Source organism: Maribacter aurantiacus, from assembly GCF_005780245.1.
GTDB lineage: Bacteria > Bacteroidota > Bacteroidia > Flavobacteriales > Flavobacteriaceae > Maribacter > Maribacter flavus.
Genome location: NZ_VBUK01000009.1, coordinates 81,234 through 100,751, shown reverse-complemented (window position 1 = coordinate 100,751; position 19,518 = coordinate 81,234). Strand labels below are relative to the sequence as shown.

General features: G+C 42.9%; 14 protein-coding genes. 7 read left to right on the top strand and 7 right to left on the bottom strand.

What is annotated here, in order from left to right; genetic code table 11:
• Window positions 1-168 precede the first annotated feature (168 nt).
• From FEK29_RS14135 to FEK29_RS14125, 3 genes are all read left to right on the top strand, one after another.
• Entirely contained in the window at window positions 169-6,549 is a 6,381-nt protein-coding gene (locus FEK29_RS14135; RefSeq protein WP_138259090.1) for an alpha-2-macroglobulin family protein, read from the top strand.
• Window positions 6,550-6,650: 101 nt separating this feature from the next.
• Window positions 6,651-7,376 carry a carboxypeptidase-like regulatory domain-containing protein gene (locus FEK29_RS14130; RefSeq protein ID WP_138259089.1) on the top strand — a complete coding sequence of 242 codons (726 nt, stop codon included), beginning with the start codon at window positions 6,651-6,653 and terminating at the stop codon, window positions 7,374-7,376.
• A complete protein-coding gene (locus FEK29_RS14125; protein WP_138259088.1) occupies window positions 7,376-8,392 on the top strand; it encodes a transglutaminase domain-containing protein in 1,017 nt (338 codons plus the stop codon). The genes FEK29_RS14130 and FEK29_RS14125 overlap by 1 nt, the downstream gene beginning before the upstream one ends.
• Here the strand turns inward: FEK29_RS14125 and FEK29_RS14120 are convergent.
• The 7 genes from FEK29_RS14120 to FEK29_RS14090 all read right to left on the bottom strand — a co-directional run bounded on the left by FEK29_RS14120 (window position 8,389) and on the right by FEK29_RS14090 (window position 14,454).
• Window positions 8,389-9,123 carry a LytR/AlgR family response regulator transcription factor gene (locus tag FEK29_RS14120; protein WP_138259087.1) on the bottom strand — a complete coding sequence of 245 codons (735 nt, stop codon included), beginning with the start codon at window positions 9,121-9,123 and terminating at the stop codon, window positions 8,389-8,391. The two genes, FEK29_RS14125 and FEK29_RS14120, sit on opposite strands and share 4 nt — an antisense overlap.
• Window positions 9,120-10,190: a sensor histidine kinase gene (locus FEK29_RS14115; protein ID WP_138259086.1), complete on the bottom strand. Its 1,071-nt coding sequence runs from the start codon at window positions 10,188-10,190 to the stop codon at window positions 9,120-9,122. The genes FEK29_RS14120 and FEK29_RS14115 overlap by 4 nt, the downstream gene beginning before the upstream one ends.
• Before the next feature lie 165 nt (window positions 10,191-10,355).
• Window positions 10,356-10,556: a hypothetical protein gene (locus tag FEK29_RS14110; protein WP_138259085.1), complete on the bottom strand. Its 201-nt coding sequence runs from the start codon at window positions 10,554-10,556 to the stop codon at window positions 10,356-10,358.
• Window positions 10,557-10,800: 244 nt separating this feature from the next.
• Window positions 10,801-11,328 (bottom strand): DUF4136 domain-containing protein, encoded by a 528-nt coding sequence (locus tag FEK29_RS14105; protein WP_138259084.1) that lies wholly within the window; start codon window positions 11,326-11,328, stop codon window positions 10,801-10,803.
• Window positions 11,329-11,359: 31 nt separating this feature from the next.
• Window positions 11,360-12,070, bottom strand: coding sequence for an ion transporter (locus FEK29_RS14100; RefSeq protein ID WP_138259083.1), 711 nt, complete (start codon window positions 12,068-12,070; stop codon window positions 11,360-11,362).
• A 12-nt stretch (window positions 12,071-12,082) separates the two neighbouring features.
• Complete coding sequence (gene obgE / locus FEK29_RS14095) at window positions 12,083-13,084, bottom strand: GTPase ObgE (RefSeq protein ID WP_138259082.1); 1,002 nt, start codon at window positions 13,082-13,084, stop codon at window positions 12,083-12,085.
• A gap of 257 nt (window positions 13,085-13,341) precedes the next feature.
• Window positions 13,342-14,454, bottom strand: coding sequence for an adenylate kinase (locus FEK29_RS14090; RefSeq protein ID WP_138259081.1), 1,113 nt, complete (start codon window positions 14,452-14,454; stop codon window positions 13,342-13,344).
• Window positions 14,455-14,555: 101 nt separating this feature from the next.
• Between FEK29_RS14090 and FEK29_RS14085 the strand changes: the two genes are divergently transcribed.
• The 4 genes from FEK29_RS14085 to FEK29_RS14070 all read left to right on the top strand — a co-directional run bounded on the left by FEK29_RS14085 (window position 14,556) and on the right by FEK29_RS14070 (window position 19,498).
• Window positions 14,556-15,710: a 5-(carboxyamino)imidazole ribonucleotide synthase gene (locus tag FEK29_RS14085; RefSeq protein ID WP_138259145.1), complete on the top strand. Its 1,155-nt coding sequence runs from the start codon at window positions 14,556-14,558 to the stop codon at window positions 15,708-15,710.
• 3 nt (window positions 15,711-15,713) lie between these two features.
• On the top strand, window positions 15,714-16,205 hold the full coding sequence (gene purE / locus FEK29_RS14080) for a 5-(carboxyamino)imidazole ribonucleotide mutase (protein ID WP_138259080.1): 492 nt from the start codon (window positions 15,714-15,716) through the stop codon (window positions 16,203-16,205).
• A 105-nt stretch (window positions 16,206-16,310) separates the two neighbouring features.
• Complete coding sequence (locus FEK29_RS14075; RefSeq protein ID WP_138259079.1) at window positions 16,311-18,353, top strand: M3 family metallopeptidase; 2,043 nt, start codon at window positions 16,311-16,313, stop codon at window positions 18,351-18,353.
• 140 nt (window positions 18,354-18,493) lie between these two features.
• Entirely contained in the window at window positions 18,494-19,498 is a 1,005-nt protein-coding gene (locus FEK29_RS14070; protein WP_138259078.1) for a hypothetical protein, read from the top strand.
• The last annotated feature ends 20 nt before the right edge of the window (window positions 19,499-19,518 follow it).

Sequence of the window (19,518 nt, the reverse complement as noted above, 5' to 3'; positions counted from 1 at the left end):
AAAAGGCCTGTTTACTCATTTATCATTGATAGCTCAATCAGTTTGGCACACTTTTGTTGTGTAAATTTAGCATGATGAAACCCTCATCGAGGGATTTGTTTTGGCAAGTTATATACCTATACAAAAGGAAATATTTTAAAATCAAGTCTTTGATCCAATCCTAAACGCATGAAAAAGATTTCTATAATCCTTAGTGTACTTCTATTCTCACAACTAATGAACGGTCAAGAAGCCAATATGTCCTATAATGAACTCTGGAACCAGGTACTGAAACTTGAAAAGGACCAACTTACCCGTAGTGCTTATGATTTGGTCCAAAAAATCTATCAAAAAGCGGAGGATGACAGAAACGAAGTCCAACGAATAAAGGCCCTGTTGTTTACCTCCAAGTACCTAATGATTCTGGAAGAAGATGCCCGACTTTCAGTTATAAACAAGTTTAAAACCGAAATTAAAAAGGCGTCCTTTCCCAAAAAAAACATCTTGGAAAGCTATCTCGCCAATCTCTATTGGCAGTATTTTCAGCAAAACCGCTATCAATTCTACAATAGAACGGCCACCGAAACCAAGGTCGATACGGTCGATTTTAGGACCTGGGACCTTACCACCCTATTCAAGGAAATCGATACTCACTTTCAAAACGCCTTGTCGGATTCCAAAATGCTCCAAAAAACCGACCTTCAGGAATTTAAGGATTTGATCGAGGCCGAAGAAGGTTCGGAATTATATAGACCCACGCTTTACGACTTACTGGCACACAATGCGCTGAATTTCTACACTTCTAATGAAAACAGCATCACCAGACCTGCCGATACATTTGAAATCGATGCTCCAGAATATCTATGTGATGCCTATTCTTTCACACAACTGGACATCCCCACTCAGGATGACACTTCATTACAATCAAAGGCCCTTAAATTATATCAAGAACTGGTTTCCTTTCACTTTTTGGATCCCAAGTTGGAAGCCCTTACCTTGGTCGATATCGAACGGTTAAATTTTATTCATGCCAATGCGGTCTTTGAGAACAAGGATGATGTTCTGGAGAAAGTACTCCTAGACAGTGCAGAAAATATTCGGCAACATGAGACATCGGGACTATACACCTACGAATTGGCCAAACTGTACAAAACCCAAGGGGATAGGTTTACGCCGGATGCCCCACAACACCGATGGAAGTTAAAAGATGCCATCGGCCTTTGTAATCAGGTCATAAGCCGATATCCAGATACAAGGGGCGCCCAACTATGTGAATATCTCAAATCACAGATCCAGGCACCATCCCTGCAGCTGCAAACGGAGAAATATATTCCCATTTCGAAGCCCGCAAAGCTTTTGGTGAATTACAAAAATAGGACCTTGTTGGATTTGCGAGCCTACCCAATTTCGGACAAACAGTGGGAAGACCTGAACAACATGTATCCTGAATCCGAAAAACTGGAATTCATTCAAAAATTAAAACCATCCAAGGAATGGTCCGTCAACTTGATAGATGAGGGCGATTATCAACTTCACAGCATCGAAATTCCAATCCCTCAACTTCAAAATGGCCAGTATTTGATTTTGGCCCTTCCTAAAGGGGATGACCTTGACAGTTTTGCCTACAGTGAGGTTCAGGTTACCAACTTGGCATTGCTGCAGACCACTACGGACAAAGAGCATCTTTTTCAGGTGGTGGACAGAAACAACGGGGCCGCCAAACCCGGAGCCAAAGTGACCCTACACCACCGCGGTAACCTGATTTTGTTCAACAGCAAAAGCTATACTACTGATAAAAACGGATTTGTTAGTATCGCGTTGGGCGGAAAAAGTTTGTCCGTTGAGCAAATAAAAGTGGTTTACAAGGACGACCAAGCGCAATTCGGGAATACGTACATCCGTCAAAAAAATAGGCAAAACAGTGGACCGGATGTTGTCCTAAAAAGCTTTTTGTTCAAGGACCGAAACATTTATAGACCGGGCCAACCGCTCTATTTCAAAGGGGTGCTGATCAAGCAAAACGAAAATAAATCTTCCCTGGTAACCGATCAAAAGGTAACGGTTGAACTATTCGACGCCAATGGACAGAAGGCAACAGAACTGGAAGTTCACACCAATGATTTCGGTTCCTTCCAAGGCAGTTTCACCATACCAAATACGGGACTTACCGGACAGTATTACCTATCGGTCACAGGACCCACTGGCCTTGTCCGGGAATACAGTTACTTTTCGGTCGAAGAATACAAAAGACCCAAATTTGAGGTCGGCTTCGAACCCGTCACCGAGGTATTCAAAGTAAACGACTCCGTCACCGTAAAGGGCAGTGCCAAATCCTTTGCGGGGAGCAACATCACAGATGCCAAGGTTAGTTATCGGGTAACGCGTAACGTCAATTACCCCATTTGGTTTTCGTGGCGAAGGGGACCCGGCTATTGGGGAGAAAGTCAGGAAATAGCCCATGGTGAACTTCAAACGGATAACGAAGGAAATTTCAGTATCTATTTTAAGGCCCTACCGGATCTCAAGTCATCCAAAGAAAATCTTCCCGTATTTTCCTATGTGATCACTGCCGATGTAACCGATGTCAACGGCGAAACGAGAACGGCAACCACCACGGTCAACGTGGGCTATCACGCCATGACGGCCAATATTCTTTTGACCGAGTCCCTGAACAAGGCGAATACCCAGAATACGTTTACCATCGTAACCCAAAACCTCAACGGACAAAAAGTATCCGCCAAGGGAATACTGAAAATGTACAAATTGCAAGCTCCTGAACATGTACTCAGGCCCAGGCCATGGGAAGCGCCGGATTATCAGAATTGGAGCAAAGCGGAATTCAAGGAACTTTTTCCGCATGAAGCTTATGGGCAGGAACATTCCGTAGATTTTTGGGAGAAGGGCACGTTGGTCTTTGAAACCGAATTTGATACCGGAAAAAGTGAATCCATCGAACTACCGAACCTCAAAAAATGGGAAACCGGAAGTTACCTTATTGAATTGGAAAGTACCGATGTCTTTGGTCAACAGGTCACCGCCAAAACGACTACAAAACTGATAGATCCAAAGGAAAAAACCCTACCTGACAATCAACTATTCCATGTAGAAACCGATAAACAGAGCTATCAAACCGGCGACGCGGCAGAAATCACCTTTTTTAGCAATGCAAGGGATTTGAACATCACCTATTGGGTGGAAAAGGACGGAGAGCGCATCAAGACCGATATCCTAACCGTGAAAAAAGAGTGTGAATCCATCAGTGTTCCGATAACGGAAGAGGATTTGGGAGGTTTTGCCGTGGGCTACAGTTTTACGGCCTACAATTCCTTCCATTCGGGAACCGTTCAGGTATCTGTGCCCTACCCGGACACGGAGCTGCAAATAGAGACCGGTACGTTTCGGGATAAAATCGCCCCAGGAACCGATGAAACCTGGAGCTTCAAAATAAAAGGCCCCAAAGGCGAAAAGGTTACGGCGGAATTGTTGGCCAGCATGTACGATGCCTCTTTAGATCAGTTCGTGTCCCATAATTGGTATTTCAATCCCTTAATCCGACCAACATACTATTCACGTTCCTATGTTAATTCCTATTTGAGCTTTGGCACCGAAAATTTTAGGGATTATTTTAAATACAATAATTCTTTCGGTCGGGTACCTAATTTACTGTTTGACCAATTGGAGTGGTTTGGGTTAAGTTTCAGTAATAGTTATGGAGCTCAACAGAGGTATTTACGAAGAATGCGTCCCAAGACCCCCAACAAGTCATACACGGATAATACAGTTCCAAAAGGGTACATCCATGGAACGGTGTATGATGAACAAGGTCTAGCATTACCTGGAACTAATATTATCGTTCAAGGTTCTACCACGAGTACACAATCAGATTTTGATGGAAATTTTTCAATTAAGGCTAGTAAAGGTGAAACATTGGTATTTTCATATATAGGGCAACAAACTCATTACGAGAAAATAAAGGATGATAATTTTTTAATCATTTATCTGAAAGAAGACCCTAGTGCTTTGGAAGAAGTCGTTGTAACTGGATATGCCACTCAAAAAAGAAAAAGAATAACCGGAGCCGTTACCGAGGTAAGGGCAGAAAGAATGGACATGGTAATGGGCGATGAGGATTCCGAAAGCAAAATGGAAATACCCCCACCTCCTGCTCCAAATTCCCCAGCTGAAAATACCAATCAGGATTTTGCTTTTGAAAATATAATTATCCGTAAAAACCTTCAAGAAACGGCCTTTTTCTTTCCGCAATTGACCACGGATGCCGAGGGGAATGTTTCTTTTAATTTTACCACCCCCGAGGCATTGACCCGCTGGAACCTCCAATTATTGGCTTATACAAAGGATTTGAAATCGGCCATAAGAAACCTAACCACCGTCACCCAAAAGGACTTGATGGTACTCCCCAATCCCCCACGTTTTTTACGGGAGGGCGATACGATTACCCTGAGTACCAAAATCGCGAACCTTTCTGAGAATCCCTTAGAAGGGATGGGACAATTGGAACTCACCGATGTCCTAACGGGAAAATCCATAGATGCGGCACTTGGAAATATAGAAAATCAACAATCGTTCAGCGTTGGGGCTAAGGGAAACACCCAAATTTCCTGGACCTTGAACATACCCAAAGGCGTTCAGGGGGTACAATACAAAATCGTTGCAAAGTCGGGTACTAATAGTGATGGCGAGCAGGGTGCTTTACCCGTCCTCACCAATCGCATGTTGGTTACGGAAACCCTACCCATGTGGGTGCGAAGTAATGAGGACAAGACCTTTGTTTTGGATAAGCTGAAAAACGCTTCGTCGAAAACACTCGACCACCAGAAATTGACCTTGGAAATTACTTCAAACCCGGCTTGGTATGCCGTACAGGCCCTGCCCTACCTTATGGAATATCCGTATGAATGCAATGAACAGACTTTTTCCAAATACTATGCGAATACCTTGGCGAGCCATATCGCCAATTCCAATCCAAGAATCAAACAGGTGTTCGACCAATGGGCCAGCTCCGATGCTCTTTTGAGCAACTTAGAGAAAAATCAGGAACTCAAATCGCTTTTAATTCAGGAAACTCCGTGGCTAAGGGAGGCACAATCTGAAACCGAACAGAAGAAACGTATCGGACTTTTGTTCAACCTGAACAAAATGAGGAACGAACAGGAAATTGCCTTACGAAAATTGGAAGAGGCCCAATTGCCTTCGGGTGGATGGCCTTGGTTCAATGGGGGCCGTGAAAATAGGTTCATAACCCAACACATTGCCATTGGGTTTGGACATCTGACAAAACTTACCGGTTCAAATTCAAATACAAGCTCAAACTCAAATACAAGTTCAATGCTGGAATCCGCAATTTCCTATTTAGATGCCGAATTTGTTGCCGAATACGAGCGTATGAAAAAGTATTCGAAAGATCTTTCCAAGGACCATTTAAGTCCAAACCAACTACATTTCCTATACATGCGCAGCTTTTTTAAGGACATAAAAACCTCAAAAAAAGTATCGGAAATCATGGAATACTATTTGGGACAGGCCCGTACCTATTGGACCGATAGAAATTTATACTCAAAAGGACTTATCGCGTTGACATTGTATCGGGCCGGAGATGAAGCATCGGCCCAGAAAATCCTGCGTGCCTTGGAGGAAAACAGTGTACAATCCAAAGAATTGGGTATGTACTGGAAAGAAAACACGCCTTATTGGTATTGGCAACAGGCACCCATTGAAACGCATTCCCTATTAATTGAAGCCTTTTCGGAAATTGGGAACGACACCAAGACCATTGACGAGCTAAAAGTCTGGCTATTGAAAAATAAACAGACCAATCAATGGGAGACGACAAAGGCCACAAGCAATGCGGTCTATGCACTTTTATTACAAGGGAGCGATTGGCTGTCCGTCACCGATGCCGTTGATGTAAAAGTAGGCTCCATAGAAATTGACCCAAAAAAACTAGAGAACGTCAAGATAGAATCCGGTACCGGGTATTTTAAAACCTCCTGGAATTCCCAGGAAATAAGTCCTGAAATGGCAACGGTCCGTATTCAGAAGAAAGGGGAAGGAATTGCTTGGGGCGCGCTTTACTGGCAGTATTTTGAGGATTTAGACCACATCACCCCAGCGGGAAAAGAGGCCGGCAAGGCCTTGGAAGTAAAGAAAAAGCTCTTCCTGAAAAAGAATACGAACCATGGGGAACTCCTGACCGAAATCAAGGAAAGTACCCAACTGAACGTTGGAGATCTGGTTCGGGTGCGGATCGAGCTGAAATTGGACCGGGATATGGAGTTCATTCACCTTAAGGATATGCGGGCCGCCGGTTTTGAGCCGATCAATGTGCTCTCCCTATATAAATGGCAGGATGGTCTGGGCTATTATCAAAGCACCAAAGATGCCAGCACGAACTTTTTCTTTGACTACATGCCAAAAGGTGTGTATGTTTTTGAATATGACCTTAGGGTCAACAATTCGGGGAATTTTAGCAATGGCATCACCACCATACAGAGCATGTACGCCCCAGAATTTAGCAGCCACAGTGAGGGTATTCGGGTTCAGGTCGACTGATACCACCGTTTCCCTCATTCAAAGGTCTATTTGCCTAAACCGTAGTTTTTAAAGCGCAAGAATGAAAGTAGTTTAGGGTCAATCCTTAAAACTACGTTATTATGAAAAATTCATTTAGGCTTTCCGTTCTAGAACCATGTTCAGAAAATTTTGCTAATTTTAAAAAGACCGAGCAAGGAGGTTATTGCAACAGCTGTCAAAAGGAAGTTATCGATTTTACCGGACTATCGGATTTGCAAGTCGTACAGCATTTTAAAAAGGACAATGGCAACACCTGTGGCCGATTCAGGACCTCCCAACTCAAGAACTATGAATTTGAATCCGTTGGCATCATGAACATGAACATCTTTCCAAAAAATTTAGGCATTGCCAGTTTTTCGCTTTTGGCACTGTGCGCGACTGCTCCTGTCCAATCCCAGGAAGTTGCCCAAGCCACTCCAAAAATGGAAATGGTAATTTCCCAAAAAGTAGGCAACGCGAAGGTTGTGGACGAAAGCTACACCGTACGGGGAACCGTTTTGGACGAGACCGATTTGCCCTTGCCGGGCGTTAATGTCATACTCAAAGGAACTTCCATAGGCACGACGACCGACTATGATGGGAAGTTCGAGTTTCCGCAAAAACTGGAAGCCAACGACGTCTTGGTCTTTAGCTATATTGGGTACGACACCAAAGAGTTTAAAGTTGCCGCAAGTCAAAACGACACCATCGATATTATCATCGTTTTCGATGCCACTGATATCGAGCTCATGGGCGATGTAGTAGTAGGTGGCGCTTACAAGTCCAAGAGAAACATTTTCCAAAAATTCATCGCACTCTTTAAATAATGCGATTAGCATCCTTATTGCTGCTTTTTTACCATGCTATCGGTCTTGGACAGTTTGTCAATTTAAAGGAATCTGACTTTTCCAAGGCCGATAGCATCGCTTTTTCATATAAAGGACATAGCCTGAAAAACCTACCGGTATTGACCTATGAGCTGACCAAGGACCTACCTACCGATATTGAAAAATTCAGGGCGATTTTCACTTGGGTCTGCACCAACATTGAGAACGATTACCAGTCCTATCTGAAAACCCGTAAAAAAAGAAAGAAAATACAAAAGGATAGGGCAGGCTTTTTGGAATGGAACCAAAGCTTTACTCCCAAGGTATTTGAAAAATTAGTTTCAGAAAAGAGGACAGCTTGTACTGGGTACGCCTACCTCATAAAAGAAATGGCCAACCTGGCCGGATTTGAGAGCGAAATCGTAAACGGTTATGGGCGGACACCCACCTTGCTTTTAAGTGAAAACAACCCGCCCAACCATTCCTGGAATACGGTACAGCTGGACGGACAATGGTATTTGTGCGATGCCACATGGGCTGCTGGAAGAATCATGCTCGATGCCGAAGGACCTCATTTCGAACCTGATTATGATGATGTTTATTTCCTACCGAATCCTGAATTATTCGCAAAGAACCACTACCCGTTGGAACCGGAATTCTCGTTATTGGAAGAGCCGCCAACCCTAAGTGATTTTATGGAAGCACCGGTGATTTACAAAGCGTCGTTTAGATTCTGCATTGCACCAAACCTACCCAAAAAAATGCATTTGGAGGTTTTACGGGATGTAAACACTTCGTTTGAACTCAAAATACCTGAGGGTTTGGACGTAAAAAAATTTAGGCTTGCCCTAAATAATGGCGGAAAGGATGTGGAAGTTCAGCCAAAGATCACCTTGTTGGAACCTGGAAAAATTCATATGAATTATACCTTTAATCGGACCGGGTTATATGACACCCATATTGTATTTGAAGGTGACAAAATAGCCACGTACGTTGTAAAGGTCCGTAGAAATTAAAGGCTCATTTTGTCCTTGAAAAGGTAGGATTGTCTTCGTGAAACTTCAATTTCCTCTCCATTGGCCATGGTCAGTTTTAGTTTTCCATTGAACCAAGGCACCACATTGGTGATAAAATTGGTATTGATAATCTGCTGCCGATTGGCCCTGAAAAAATATTTTTCCGGGAGCTTCTCTTCTACTTGGTTCAAGGATTTGTACAGCATGGGTTTTTCATCCTGAAAAAACACCCGGGTATAATTGCCCACGATTTCAAAATGGGAAATATCGCCCACCTTTATAAGCCAGCATTTTTCCCCGTCCTTGATGAAAATTTGACTGTTACCCGTCAATCGTTCCGTGTTTTCCTTTGTGGTAGCTTCAGTATTTTTGCTGAGTTTTTCCTCCACCTTTTCTATGGCCTGGGCAAAACGCTTTTCATTGATAGGTTTTAACAAATAGTCCAAAGCGTTGTATTCGAAGGATTTTATGGCATATTCATCAAAAGCGGTCGTGAAGATGGTAATTGGAACATCATCCAGCATCTCAAGAAGTTCGAATCCGTCCTTTTCCGGCATATTGATATCCAAAAAAAGGAGATCGGGAAGCTCATTATTGAGGAGGGCGAACCCATCATCTACATTTTCGGCCTCGCCGATAACCTCAATTTGTGGATAGCCCTTAATGAGTTCTTTCAACTCGTTTCGGGCAAGCCTTGAATCCTCTACAATGACTGCTTTAATTTGGCTCATGACAAGGGTATTTTTATGGTGGCAACAACTTCGCCATTTATTTCCTCAATGGAGAAATTAGCCTGATCCCCATAGAGGAGACGTATTCGTTGCTTGATGTTTTGAAGACCTAGCTGCGTGGAACCCTCGGCTATTTGTAATGTTCCGGTATTCGCAACTTTGATAATCAAATTCCCTTCCTCCAAACTGGTTAGCAGTTTTATGGTACCTCCGGACTTAAGGTTGGAAATCCCATGTTTTGCCGCGTTCTCCACCAACAATTGAATAATCATTGGAGGTATCTTTTGCTCCAAAGTCTTATCCTGCACTTCCTTTATGAATTCCAAACGATCCTCGAACTGGATTTTGGAAAGTGCAATATAGTTCTCCACCATTTCCAGTTCTTCCGCTAAATTTATGGCATTGACATTGTTCTTGGTAAGGGAGTACCGGAGCATCTCGGAAAGCTTGGTTAGCATATCCCTCGATTTTTCTACATCTTCCAACATAAGTCCGCGAATATTGTTCAGGCTGTTGAACATAAAATGCGGGTTTATCTGTCCTTTTAAGGTATTCAACTGTGCCTGTCTCAAGGTCGCATTGAGCTCAGCACGCTCCACCCTGTTTGCATTCAATTTTGCCGCAATTTTTACCGATATATAAAAAATAGTCCAACCAAAAATGGTGATAAAGGAATTGATCATCAACAAACCGGTTCCAAAATCCTTATACATTTCCGGCACCTTAACGTCTTCTTCCCCATATTTACCCATATAGTAGCCCGTACCGTAGGAAAGCCCAAAATATATTAGTGACACCAGCGAAATCCCGACTAATATTTTTATAATCTGTCCTGTTCCAAAAGCATCAAAATTGATGATGCTTTTTAGATAATATCGTAATATACTTGTGGAAAAGACACCTATCAAAAAGGTGGACAAAAGACCGTATTTGAAAATGTTAGTGGCTTTGTAACCATCAGTATCCGGGGTAAAGGCATAGGCAATAAAGACCAACCCGCCCCAGGAAAGGAACTGGACCAGCCAAAATGAAATAGCCCATCTGTGTTTTTTTATAAAGGAAGCCATACGGGTATTAAAAGGTAACTAAAGGGGGAACAAAAATAGTTTCAGCCAAATAGGCTGAAACTAAAATAAGATTTGAATTACCAATACCATAATAATTTTTACAATTGCAATCATGCTATTTGTTTTTTCGATTAATGGATTCGGTTCATGATTATTTTTCTTTCCTTACACGTTGGCTTCCTTATTTGGAATTTCCACTATGTTTTCCTTGTTCAAGAGGGATACGCCCACTAAGGTCAATCCCGCATACAATGGGAAAAAGTAATTCATAAGGTTTAAATCTTTCAAGGCTCCTATCAGGGATACCATTACGGTAAGAACCCCAATTACCAATACTGTTGCTTTTGTTTTGTCAATAGTTTTCATAATGTTGTTTTTTAATTGATTAATACTACGACGTAAAACTACAGGTCCTTGGGGGAGAAACTAAAAGGTTTATGACGAACGGTAGAAAGTCGTCACCGAACGGAAGTTTTATCTAACTAAAATGTAATATACTGATAAACAATAAATTAAGTTCTTAATAATGCCGCTACCATAGCTCAAAAACCCTATAAACTAGGGCTTGGCGAAGAAGAGCGGGGTATTTAAAAAAGTCTTTTGAAAGCCTTTAATTTTTTGTTTTTGGGGGATACTTGTCAAATATTTTTGAAATCAATTCTTGCATCTTTTCCTCTTTTACGGCCGGTGGGGCACCTTCCTTATAAGGTTGCGTACCTATGGCTTGCCATACCATGGCATCCTTACGAGCATCTATAAAGTTAATTTCAATCTCCCGGGTAAGATTGGGACCGCCCACGGGAATCCCGAGGGAGACACCGCCACCAAGACCAGCGTTACCGCCACCAAGTCCAACGCCTACCGTATTTCTTGATCGGGCTTCATAGATGATACTTTTTACATCGATAAGGATATCGGGTTCTTCGGAAAACTTGAGGCCCTTGGTCTGGAGTGTAATATCCATGGCCTTAAAAAAACGCTTTTCGTCCAGTTCCGGAATTCCGGTCTGCATATCCGCAAAATAATTATAGGTGTTGTAGCCAGAGAAATCTGTTTCCCGCTCATAATCGTAGTGCACCTTTATCGTTCCACAGGAAACCAGCAATAAAGCAAGCAGCAGTGTTGTTATATATTTCATCCTGAATATTTTACTTTAAGATAGTAAAAATTCAGTCCTCCTCTTTCCTGTCCACACTTTTTGTGAGCGCCGATGAAATTATTCCTGTTGGAATTGCTACAATACCCAAACCGATCATCAAAATAAAAAAGGTAAAGATCCTACCGCCCACAGTTATTGGATATACATCGCCGTAGCCAACCGTAGTCAATGTAATTATTGCCCACCAAAGACTATCAAAGACCGATGAAAAATGCTCTGGTTGGGCCTTGTTCTCAAAATAGTAGATACCAACAGCGGAAAAGTAAATCAGAATAAGGGTGACAAAAAGAAATAGCAAAATCTCTTCCTTGGCCATGACAATGGCCCTTGTAAAGTGTTTAATCGCCCTATTGTAGCGCATCAATTTGAGCATCCTGAACAAGCGAAGAAACCGCAAGGCCCTCAAAGATCGCAAATCGATGCCCAATGCAAGGTAAAAAGGGAGAATTGCTAAAAAGTCAATGACACCGTAAAAACTAAATATAAATTTGGTCTTTTTATCGGCAACGTATATGCGTAACAAATACTCCAGGGTAAAGACAGTGACACAAAAAACCTCAATGCCACGGAGAAGAATACGGGTTTGTGGTTCCAAATCAGGTACCGTCTCAAAAGAAAAAGAAATAATGGATACTAAAATTAAAATCTGGATAAAGTAGGCAAAGAATCTGCTCTTGGGATTATCATTTAACTCAACAATATTTTTTAAATACCGCTTCATCAATAATAAATATTAATCATTCAGCATTTGCCAAAGTTTATCCTTTAGTTCCGTAATGCCTATTTGCGCTACTGACGAGATGAACATGTAGGGAATTCCCTTGAAATCCACATCCAGCTCCTGTTTCATTTCGTCCATCAATTCGGCATCCAACATATCACATTTGGAAATAACGATCAAACGCTCCTTGTGCAACAATTCCGGATTGTACCGTCGTAATTCATCCAATAAAATCGCATACTCCTGACTGATGTCCTTGCTATCGGCAGGAATCAAAAACAGCAAAGTGGCATTGCGTTCTATATGTCGCAAGAAATAATGTCCCAGACCTTTTCCCTCCGCGGCACCTTCTATGATTCCCGGAATATCGGCCATGACGAAACTCTGAAAGTCACGGTACTCCACGATTCCCAAATTGGGCTTCAGTGTGGTGAACTCATAATCGGCGATTTTGGGTTTTGCCGAAGTTATTACGGAAAGTAGTGTGGACTTTCCTGCATTTGGAAAGCCTACCAAACCTACATCTGCCAAAATCTTTAATTCCAATAGAAAATACCCCTCCTGCCCGGGAATCCCCGGCTGGGCATACCTAGGGGTTTGGTTGGTGGATGTCTTAAAATGCCAGTTTCCAAGGCCGCCCATACCGCCTTCCAGGACAATTTTTTCCTCACCATGTTCGGTAATCTCAAAAAGCACCTCGTCCGTATCCGGGTTTTTGACAACGGTTCCCAAGGGCACGTCCAGAAAAACATCGGCACCATCCGCCCCTGTACTTCTGCTCTTGCCCCCGTGCTCGCCATGGCCTGCCTTGAAATGCTTCTTGAACTTGAAATTGACCAAAGTCCAAAGATTTTGATTGCCCCTTACGATTACATGACCGCCGCGACCACCGTCTCCCCCATCCGGGCCTCCTTTTGCCACATATTTCTCACGGTGTAGGTGCATAGATCCCTTGCCACCGTTTCCGGAAGCCAAATGCACTTTTACATAGTCTACGAAATTACCTTCGGTCATGTTGAATATGGTGTTTTAATCGCCTACAAAGCTACGCAATTAAGCATGAACGACGGGCAATGGGTTTATGACAACGGGTCATAAAAGTAATGGAGGTATATTAAATAGGCTAAAGCTATGAGAACGACCGCCAGCATGGAACCGCATCCAATAATAAAACAGCTCTTTAAGGCATCCTTGGGCCTTATCACCTCCTCTGCCATGGGTTCTATTCGATTTTAAGCCGATTAAACTTCGGCAATTATAACAATGTGCGACTATGCTTTTAAGGAATCGATTACCGCTGTTAGGCGTTGGGTAATCTCATCTATAGAACCGATACCGTTCACACTGTGAAATTTATGCTGGTCCTCGTAAAACTCTTTTAAGGGTGCCGTTTTTGAATTGTATTCCTCAAACCGATTTTTGATTTTGCTTACATCCTGATCATCTGATCTACCACTGACCTTGCCTCTTTCCAACAACCGTTCAATAAGAATGTCATCGTTGGCCTCCAGGGCAATGGTGGCGTCTATCTTCATATCCTTGGATTCCAAAAAGTTATCCAAGGCTTCCGCTTGGGCGGTAGTACGTGGAAATCCATCGAAAATGAACCCGTCCGCATCGGGATTCTTATCCACTTCTTCCTCCAACATCTTTATGGTCACTTCATCGGGTACCAAATCGCCTTTATCAATGTAGGATTTGGCCAAGGTTCCCAATTCCGTTCCGTTTTTGATGTTGAACCGGAAAACGTCTCCCGTAGAAATATGCTTTAAATTATACTTTTCCTTTAAAAATTGAGCTTGTGTGCCCTTGCCCGCTCCCGGTTTGCCGAAGAGTACAAGATTGATCATATGTTTTTGGTTTAATTGGTATACTTCCTTAAGGTTCCTTCCTAATTCCTTGTAATCCAGTCCATAGCCCACTATGAATTTATCAGGGATTTCAAGCCCCACATAATCTATGGCATATTCGCCATTGTAGACTTCCGCTTTATAAAAAAGACTGGCGATCTTAAATTCCTTCACCTTGGTGTTGCTGAACAAATGCACCAGTTTTTGTAAAGTGCGTCCGGTATCGATGATATCCTCCAAAATGATGATACTGCGGCCTTCAATATTATCGGGAACGTCTAACAGGGTTTCCACGATCCCGGTTGAGGTAAGCCCTTGGTAGGAACTTAGTTTTACAAAAGACACTTCGCAAGGATGCGGATACGCCTTTAGAAAATCGGAAACGAACATAAAGGCCCCGTTGAGCACCCCAACAAAGATGGGGTTTCCATCCTTATAGTCCACGGCAATTTCCTCCGCCATACGCCTTACAGCTCCTTGGATCTGTAATTCGCTGAGGAAAGGTTTGAAAAATTTGTCGTGTAAGCGTATCAATTTTAAAAAATTATCAAGGTTGGCAAATATAGGGTTTTGCCCCGTGTTTTTGAATAATGGGAATCAGGATTCTAAGATTTAACCGTATTTTTGCCTTCGATATGAACTATTTTTCTTCCGATTTTAAACTAGGTATTCTTGGCGGAGGCCAATTGGGCAAAATGATGCTCTACGAAACCCGCAAGTGGGATGTTTGGACCAAGGTATTGGACGCTTCCCCCGAAGCTCCCTGCAATATTTCCTGCAACCAATTTGTACAAGGCGATCTACTTGATTACGACACGGTCTATGATTTTGGCCAAGGTCTGGATGTACTTACCATAGAAATTGAAAATGTAAATCTGGACGCTTTGGAGCGATTGGAAAAAGAGGGGCTAAAGGTGTTTCCACAACCAAGGGCCCTGCGTATCATTCAAAACAAAGCCAAGCAAAAGCTTTTTTATGTGGACCATGAAATCCCAACGGCTGAATTTCAGCGCTTTGCCTATTTGAGCGAAATTGAGGACAGTGTCCAAAACGGTGGATTGAAACTGCCTTTTGTATGGAAGGCCGCACAATTTGGCTATGACGGCCAAGGGGTAAAAGTGGTCAGGACACTATCTGATTTGGAAGGCCTACCCAAAGGCGAATGCATCGCAGAAACCATGATTCCGTTTAAGAACGAACTGGCGGTCATCGTGGCGCGGAATAACAGCGGGGACATAAAGACCTACCCTGTTGTGGAAATGGAATTTCATCCGGAAGCGAACCAAGTTGAGTATGTTATCTGTCCCGCCAGGATTGACGATAAAGTAGCCGCCAAGGCTAGGGAACTTGCCTTAAAGGTAGCTGAAAAAATTGGCTTGACGGGTCTATTGGCCGTTGAGATGTTCCAGACCCAAGACGATCAAATATTGGTGAACGAAGTGGCCCCAAGACCCCATAATAGTGGGCATTACAGTATTGAAGCTAGTTATACCAACCAGTTTGAACAGCACATTCGCTGTATCTTGGACCTACCCTTGGGTGCTACGGAAAGTAAAGTGGCTGGAATCATGGTCAATCTAGTGGGTGGGGAAGGGTATACTGGCGATGTGGTATACGAAAACATGGAGGAAATTTTAAAGCTAGAAGGGGTGACACCGCACATTTACGGAAAAAAACAAACAAGACCTTTCAGAAAAATGGGCCATGTGACCATTGTCGATGAAAATATGACCCGAGCAAGACATGTAGCACAGGAGGTAAAGGAAAAAATCAAAGTAATAAGTAAATAAGTTATGAGTAAAGTAGCCGTAGTAATGGGCAGCACCAGCGACCTACCCGTAATGCAGGATGCTATAGACATTTTAAAAGGTTTTGACATAGAGGTGGATGTGGATATTGTATCGGCCCACAGAACTCCTGAAAAACTGTTCGACTTTAGTAAAAACGCCCATAAAAACGGATATTCTGTAATTATCGCTGGCGCCGGAGGGGCTGCACATTTACCGGGTATGGTAGCATCCATGTCGCCGTTACCTGTTATTGGAGTGCCTGTTAAAAGCAGTAACTCCATAGATGGGTGGGATTCCGTTTTGTCCATTCTTCAAATGCCGGGAGGCGTTCCTGTGGCTACCGTAGCCCTGAACGGGGCCAAAAACGCCGGAATTTTGGCCGCCCAGATTATTGGCAGTTCGGATAAGTGTGTTCTGGATAAAATCATCTTTTACAAAGAAGGTTTGAAACAAAAAGTGATTGAGGGGGCTAAGTCGGTTCGCAATGAAAAGTGAAAAGTGAACAATGAAAAGTGAACAGTGGATAGTGGACAGTGAACAATGATAAAATAACTTATTCAAACTCTTAACTCTTAACTCAAGAAAAAATAGCTTACCATCATGTCGCAATCCCAAACAGAAAAAAACAATCCCCTACTCCAACCATTTGACACCGCACCTTTTTCCAAAATAAAGACCGAACATTTTAAACCCGCCTTTTTACAGGCAATTAAGGATGCAAAGGCCGAAATAGATGCGATTACGGGCAACACAGAGGAGCCAACGTTTGAAAACACCATTGAGGCCTTGGAATTTGCGGGTCAACAATTGGACCGGATTTCCAGTGTTTTTTTCAATCTCAATTCCGCTGAGACGAACGATGATATCCAAAAAATCGCCCAAGAGGTTTCGCCCTTGCTTTCGGAGTTCAGCAATGACATTACCCTCAACGAAGCCTTGTTCAAAAGAATTAAAGAGGTCTACGGAAAAAAGGACATATTAGGTCTGGATGTGGAACAAAAAACCTTGTTGGAAAAAAAATATAAAAATTTCAGCCGCAACGGGGCCAATCTACCAGAAGATAAGAAAAAGCGATTGCGACAGATAGATGCCGAGCTTTCCAAGCTTACGCTAAAATTTGGTGAGAATGTCCTTGCCGAAACCAACAAATACCAACTATATCTTACGGACGAGGAAGACTTGGATGGGCTGCCCGAAGGTGAAAAGGAAGCTGCCGCACAATTGGCAATGGCCAAGGGAAAGGATAACGGCTGGATGGTCACCCTGGATTATCCCAGTTACATCCCATTTATGAAATATGCCAAAAATAGGGAATTGCGAAAGGAACTTTCCATAGCCTTTGGCAGCAAAGGGTTTCATAATGACGCGTTGGACAATCAGGAAAACGTGCTCAAAATTGCCAATCTGCGTTTTGAAAGGGCGCAATTGTTGGGCTATAAAACCCATGCACATTTTGTGCTCGAGGAACGTATGGCGGAAAGTCCCCAAAAAGTATATGATTTTCTAAACGAAATCCTAGAAAAGGCCAAACCCGCCGCAGAAAGGGAGTTCAAGCAATTGGCGGATTTTGCCAAAAATCTGGATGGCATTGAGGTACTTGAAAAATGGGATGGCAGTTATTATTCCGAAAAGCTGAAACAAAAGTTGTTCGATTTGGACGATGAAAAACTAAAACCCTATTTCAAACTGGAAAATGTTATCGATGGGGTTTTCAAGGTGGCCGAAAAACTGTTCGACCTTAATTTTGAAGAGGTAACGGACATCGACAAATATCATGAGGACGTAAAAACATACAGGGTGTATGACGGGGACGGTAATTTTATATCGCTCTTTTATGCCGACTTCCATCCAAGACCCGGAAAACGCGGAGGTGCATGGATGACATCCTTTAAATCCCAATGGAAAAGAAATGGTGAAAACGTGCGTCCACATATAAGCAATGTGTGCAATTTTACCCCTTCGACCAAAAGCAAGCCCTCCCTGCTTACATTCAATGAGGTGACGACGCTGTTCCATGAATTTGGACACGGGCTGCACGGCATGTTGGCGGACACCAAATACCCAAGCCTTTCAGGAACGTCCGTGTATTGGGATTTTGTGGAACTGCCTAGTCAGGTGATGGAAAATTGGTGTTATGAGCAGGAAGCCCTCGAGCTATTTGCCAAGCATTATGAAACCGGGGAGATAATCCCCATGGAACTCATCACCAAAATAAAGGAATCTGCCACGTTTCAGGAAGGTATGCAAACACTTAGACAATTAAGTTTTGGACTGTTGGATATGTCATGGCACGGCATAGACCCTTCCCAAATTATTAATGTAAAAAAACATGAGGACGAAGCTTTTGAGGGCACTAAATTATATCCTGACACCCCCGAAACTTGCATGAGCACCTCGTTCTCACATATTTTTCAAGGAGGATACTCTTCCGGGTATTATAGTTATAAATGGGCCGAAGTCCTGGACGCCGATGCCTTCGCCTACTTTAAGGAACAAGGGATATTCAATAAGGAAGTGGCCTCTAGGTTCAAGGAACATGTGCTGTCAAAAGGTGGCACGGAAAACCCGATGGTACTCTACAAACGTTTTAGAGGTGCGGAACCCAAAGTGGAGGCGCTCTTGGAAAGGGCCGGATTACTATAGCCATTTTTTGGAAGAGAAATTCGTAACATTTTTAAAAAGTCACTCCACACAACATTTTCAAAACGGTTGACCACATAAAATTTTATGTGCGGTAAGATGAAACTACTTTGTGGCCCTAAACCACAAACCATCGGTCACAAATGAGAAAGCTTAGTTTTGTTATTTCGGTATTGTTATTGGCTTCCTGTAGCAAGGATTCTTCCGGCACTCCAGAAGAAAACGGGAACAGTTCACCTACCATTACATTAAAATCCTACAGTATAGACGAACATGCCCCTGCCGGGACTTCCATTGGGACCGTATCTGCTTCGGATGCGGATGGGGATACACTAACTTTCACCATGGAATCGCAAAGTGGTTTGGATATTAACGAAACTACGGGCGAGATTACCCTATCAAACGGAACGGTATTGGATTTTGAACAATTACAGAGGCTACCATTTACTATATCCGTTTTTGATGGAAATTCCATCGTGGAGCAGTCCTTTGAACTTTCCATTAACAATATTGACGAATATGCATTATTGACCACGGAGGAACAGGAATTTATCACTTATTTTCAGTACCTCACCCTATGGAAAGCCCCAACCCACGGTGCTCCTCTGGAAGTATCGAGCCGATGGAACGAACCGATTCATCTGTATCTTGACGGAACACTGAGCAATGAATTCCGGAACAATGTGGATGCCGCACTGGCAGAATACAATGAAATCTTCGAGAATAGTGACTTTAGCGTTTCCTTGGTAGAAAGCTTGGACGAATCCAATGCACACCTCTTCTTTGGACAAACCTCCGAAGTGGAGGCTCTTTGGCCGGATATGTTCGCCATTATTGATGGAGGCACCTATTCAGGGTATGCAATGACCTCCAACAATGTTGGGGTTTTGAGCAATGCCAGATTGTGGATTTCCAACCCCGCAGGAGTCCTTTTCAAACATGAATTGGGCCATGTGCTGGGCTTTGGACATTCTGATAAATGTGATACGGAAAAAAGCTTCCTTTGCTCCAGTATTGCCTTGGAAAACGACTTTCTGGAGGATGAAAAGTCCATTATTCAATTTGCCTACGATAATGAGTTTCCAGCTGGAATGGCAGAGGAGGACATCCAATTGTATCTGGCCAACAAGATTTATTTGAGCCGCTAGGCAGTTTAAGCAAATTAAAC

Bases quoted from the DNA above. Each gene is read 5' to 3' on its own strand.
- FEK29_RS14135 (WP_138259090.1), top strand. From the start codon at position 169: ATGAAAAAGATTTCTATAATCCTTAGTGTACTTCTATTCTCACAACTA.
- FEK29_RS14130 (WP_138259089.1), top strand. From the start codon at position 6,651: ATGAAAAATTCATTTAGGCTTTCCGTTCTAGAACCATGTTCAGAAAAT.
- FEK29_RS14125 (WP_138259088.1), top strand. From the start codon at position 7,376: ATGCGATTAGCATCCTTATTGCTGCTTTTTTACCATGCTATCGGTCTT.
- FEK29_RS14120 (WP_138259087.1), bottom strand. From the start codon at position 9,123: ATGAGCCAAATTAAAGCAGTCATTGTAGAGGATTCAAGGCTTGCCCGA.
- FEK29_RS14115 (WP_138259086.1), bottom strand. From the start codon at position 10,190: ATGGCTTCCTTTATAAAAAAACACAGATGGGCTATTTCATTTTGGCTG.
- FEK29_RS14110 (WP_138259085.1), bottom strand. From the start codon at position 10,556: ATGAAAACTATTGACAAAACAAAAGCAACAGTATTGGTAATTGGGGTT.
- FEK29_RS14105 (WP_138259084.1), bottom strand. From the start codon at position 11,328: ATGAAATATATAACAACACTGCTGCTTGCTTTATTGCTGGTTTCCTGT.
- FEK29_RS14100 (WP_138259083.1), bottom strand. From the start codon at position 12,070: ATGAAGCGGTATTTAAAAAATATTGTTGAGTTAAATGATAATCCCAAG.
- obgE (WP_138259082.1), bottom strand. From the start codon at position 13,084: ATGACCGAAGGTAATTTCGTAGACTATGTAAAAGTGCATTTGGCTTCC.
- FEK29_RS14085 (WP_138259145.1), top strand. From the start codon at position 14,556: ATGAACTATTTTTCTTCCGATTTTAAACTAGGTATTCTTGGCGGAGGC.
- purE (WP_138259080.1), top strand. From the start codon at position 15,714: ATGAGTAAAGTAGCCGTAGTAATGGGCAGCACCAGCGACCTACCCGTA.
- FEK29_RS14075 (WP_138259079.1), top strand. From the start codon at position 16,311: ATGTCGCAATCCCAAACAGAAAAAAACAATCCCCTACTCCAACCATTT.
- FEK29_RS14070 (WP_138259078.1), top strand. From the start codon at position 18,494: ATGAGAAAGCTTAGTTTTGTTATTTCGGTATTGTTATTGGCTTCCTGT.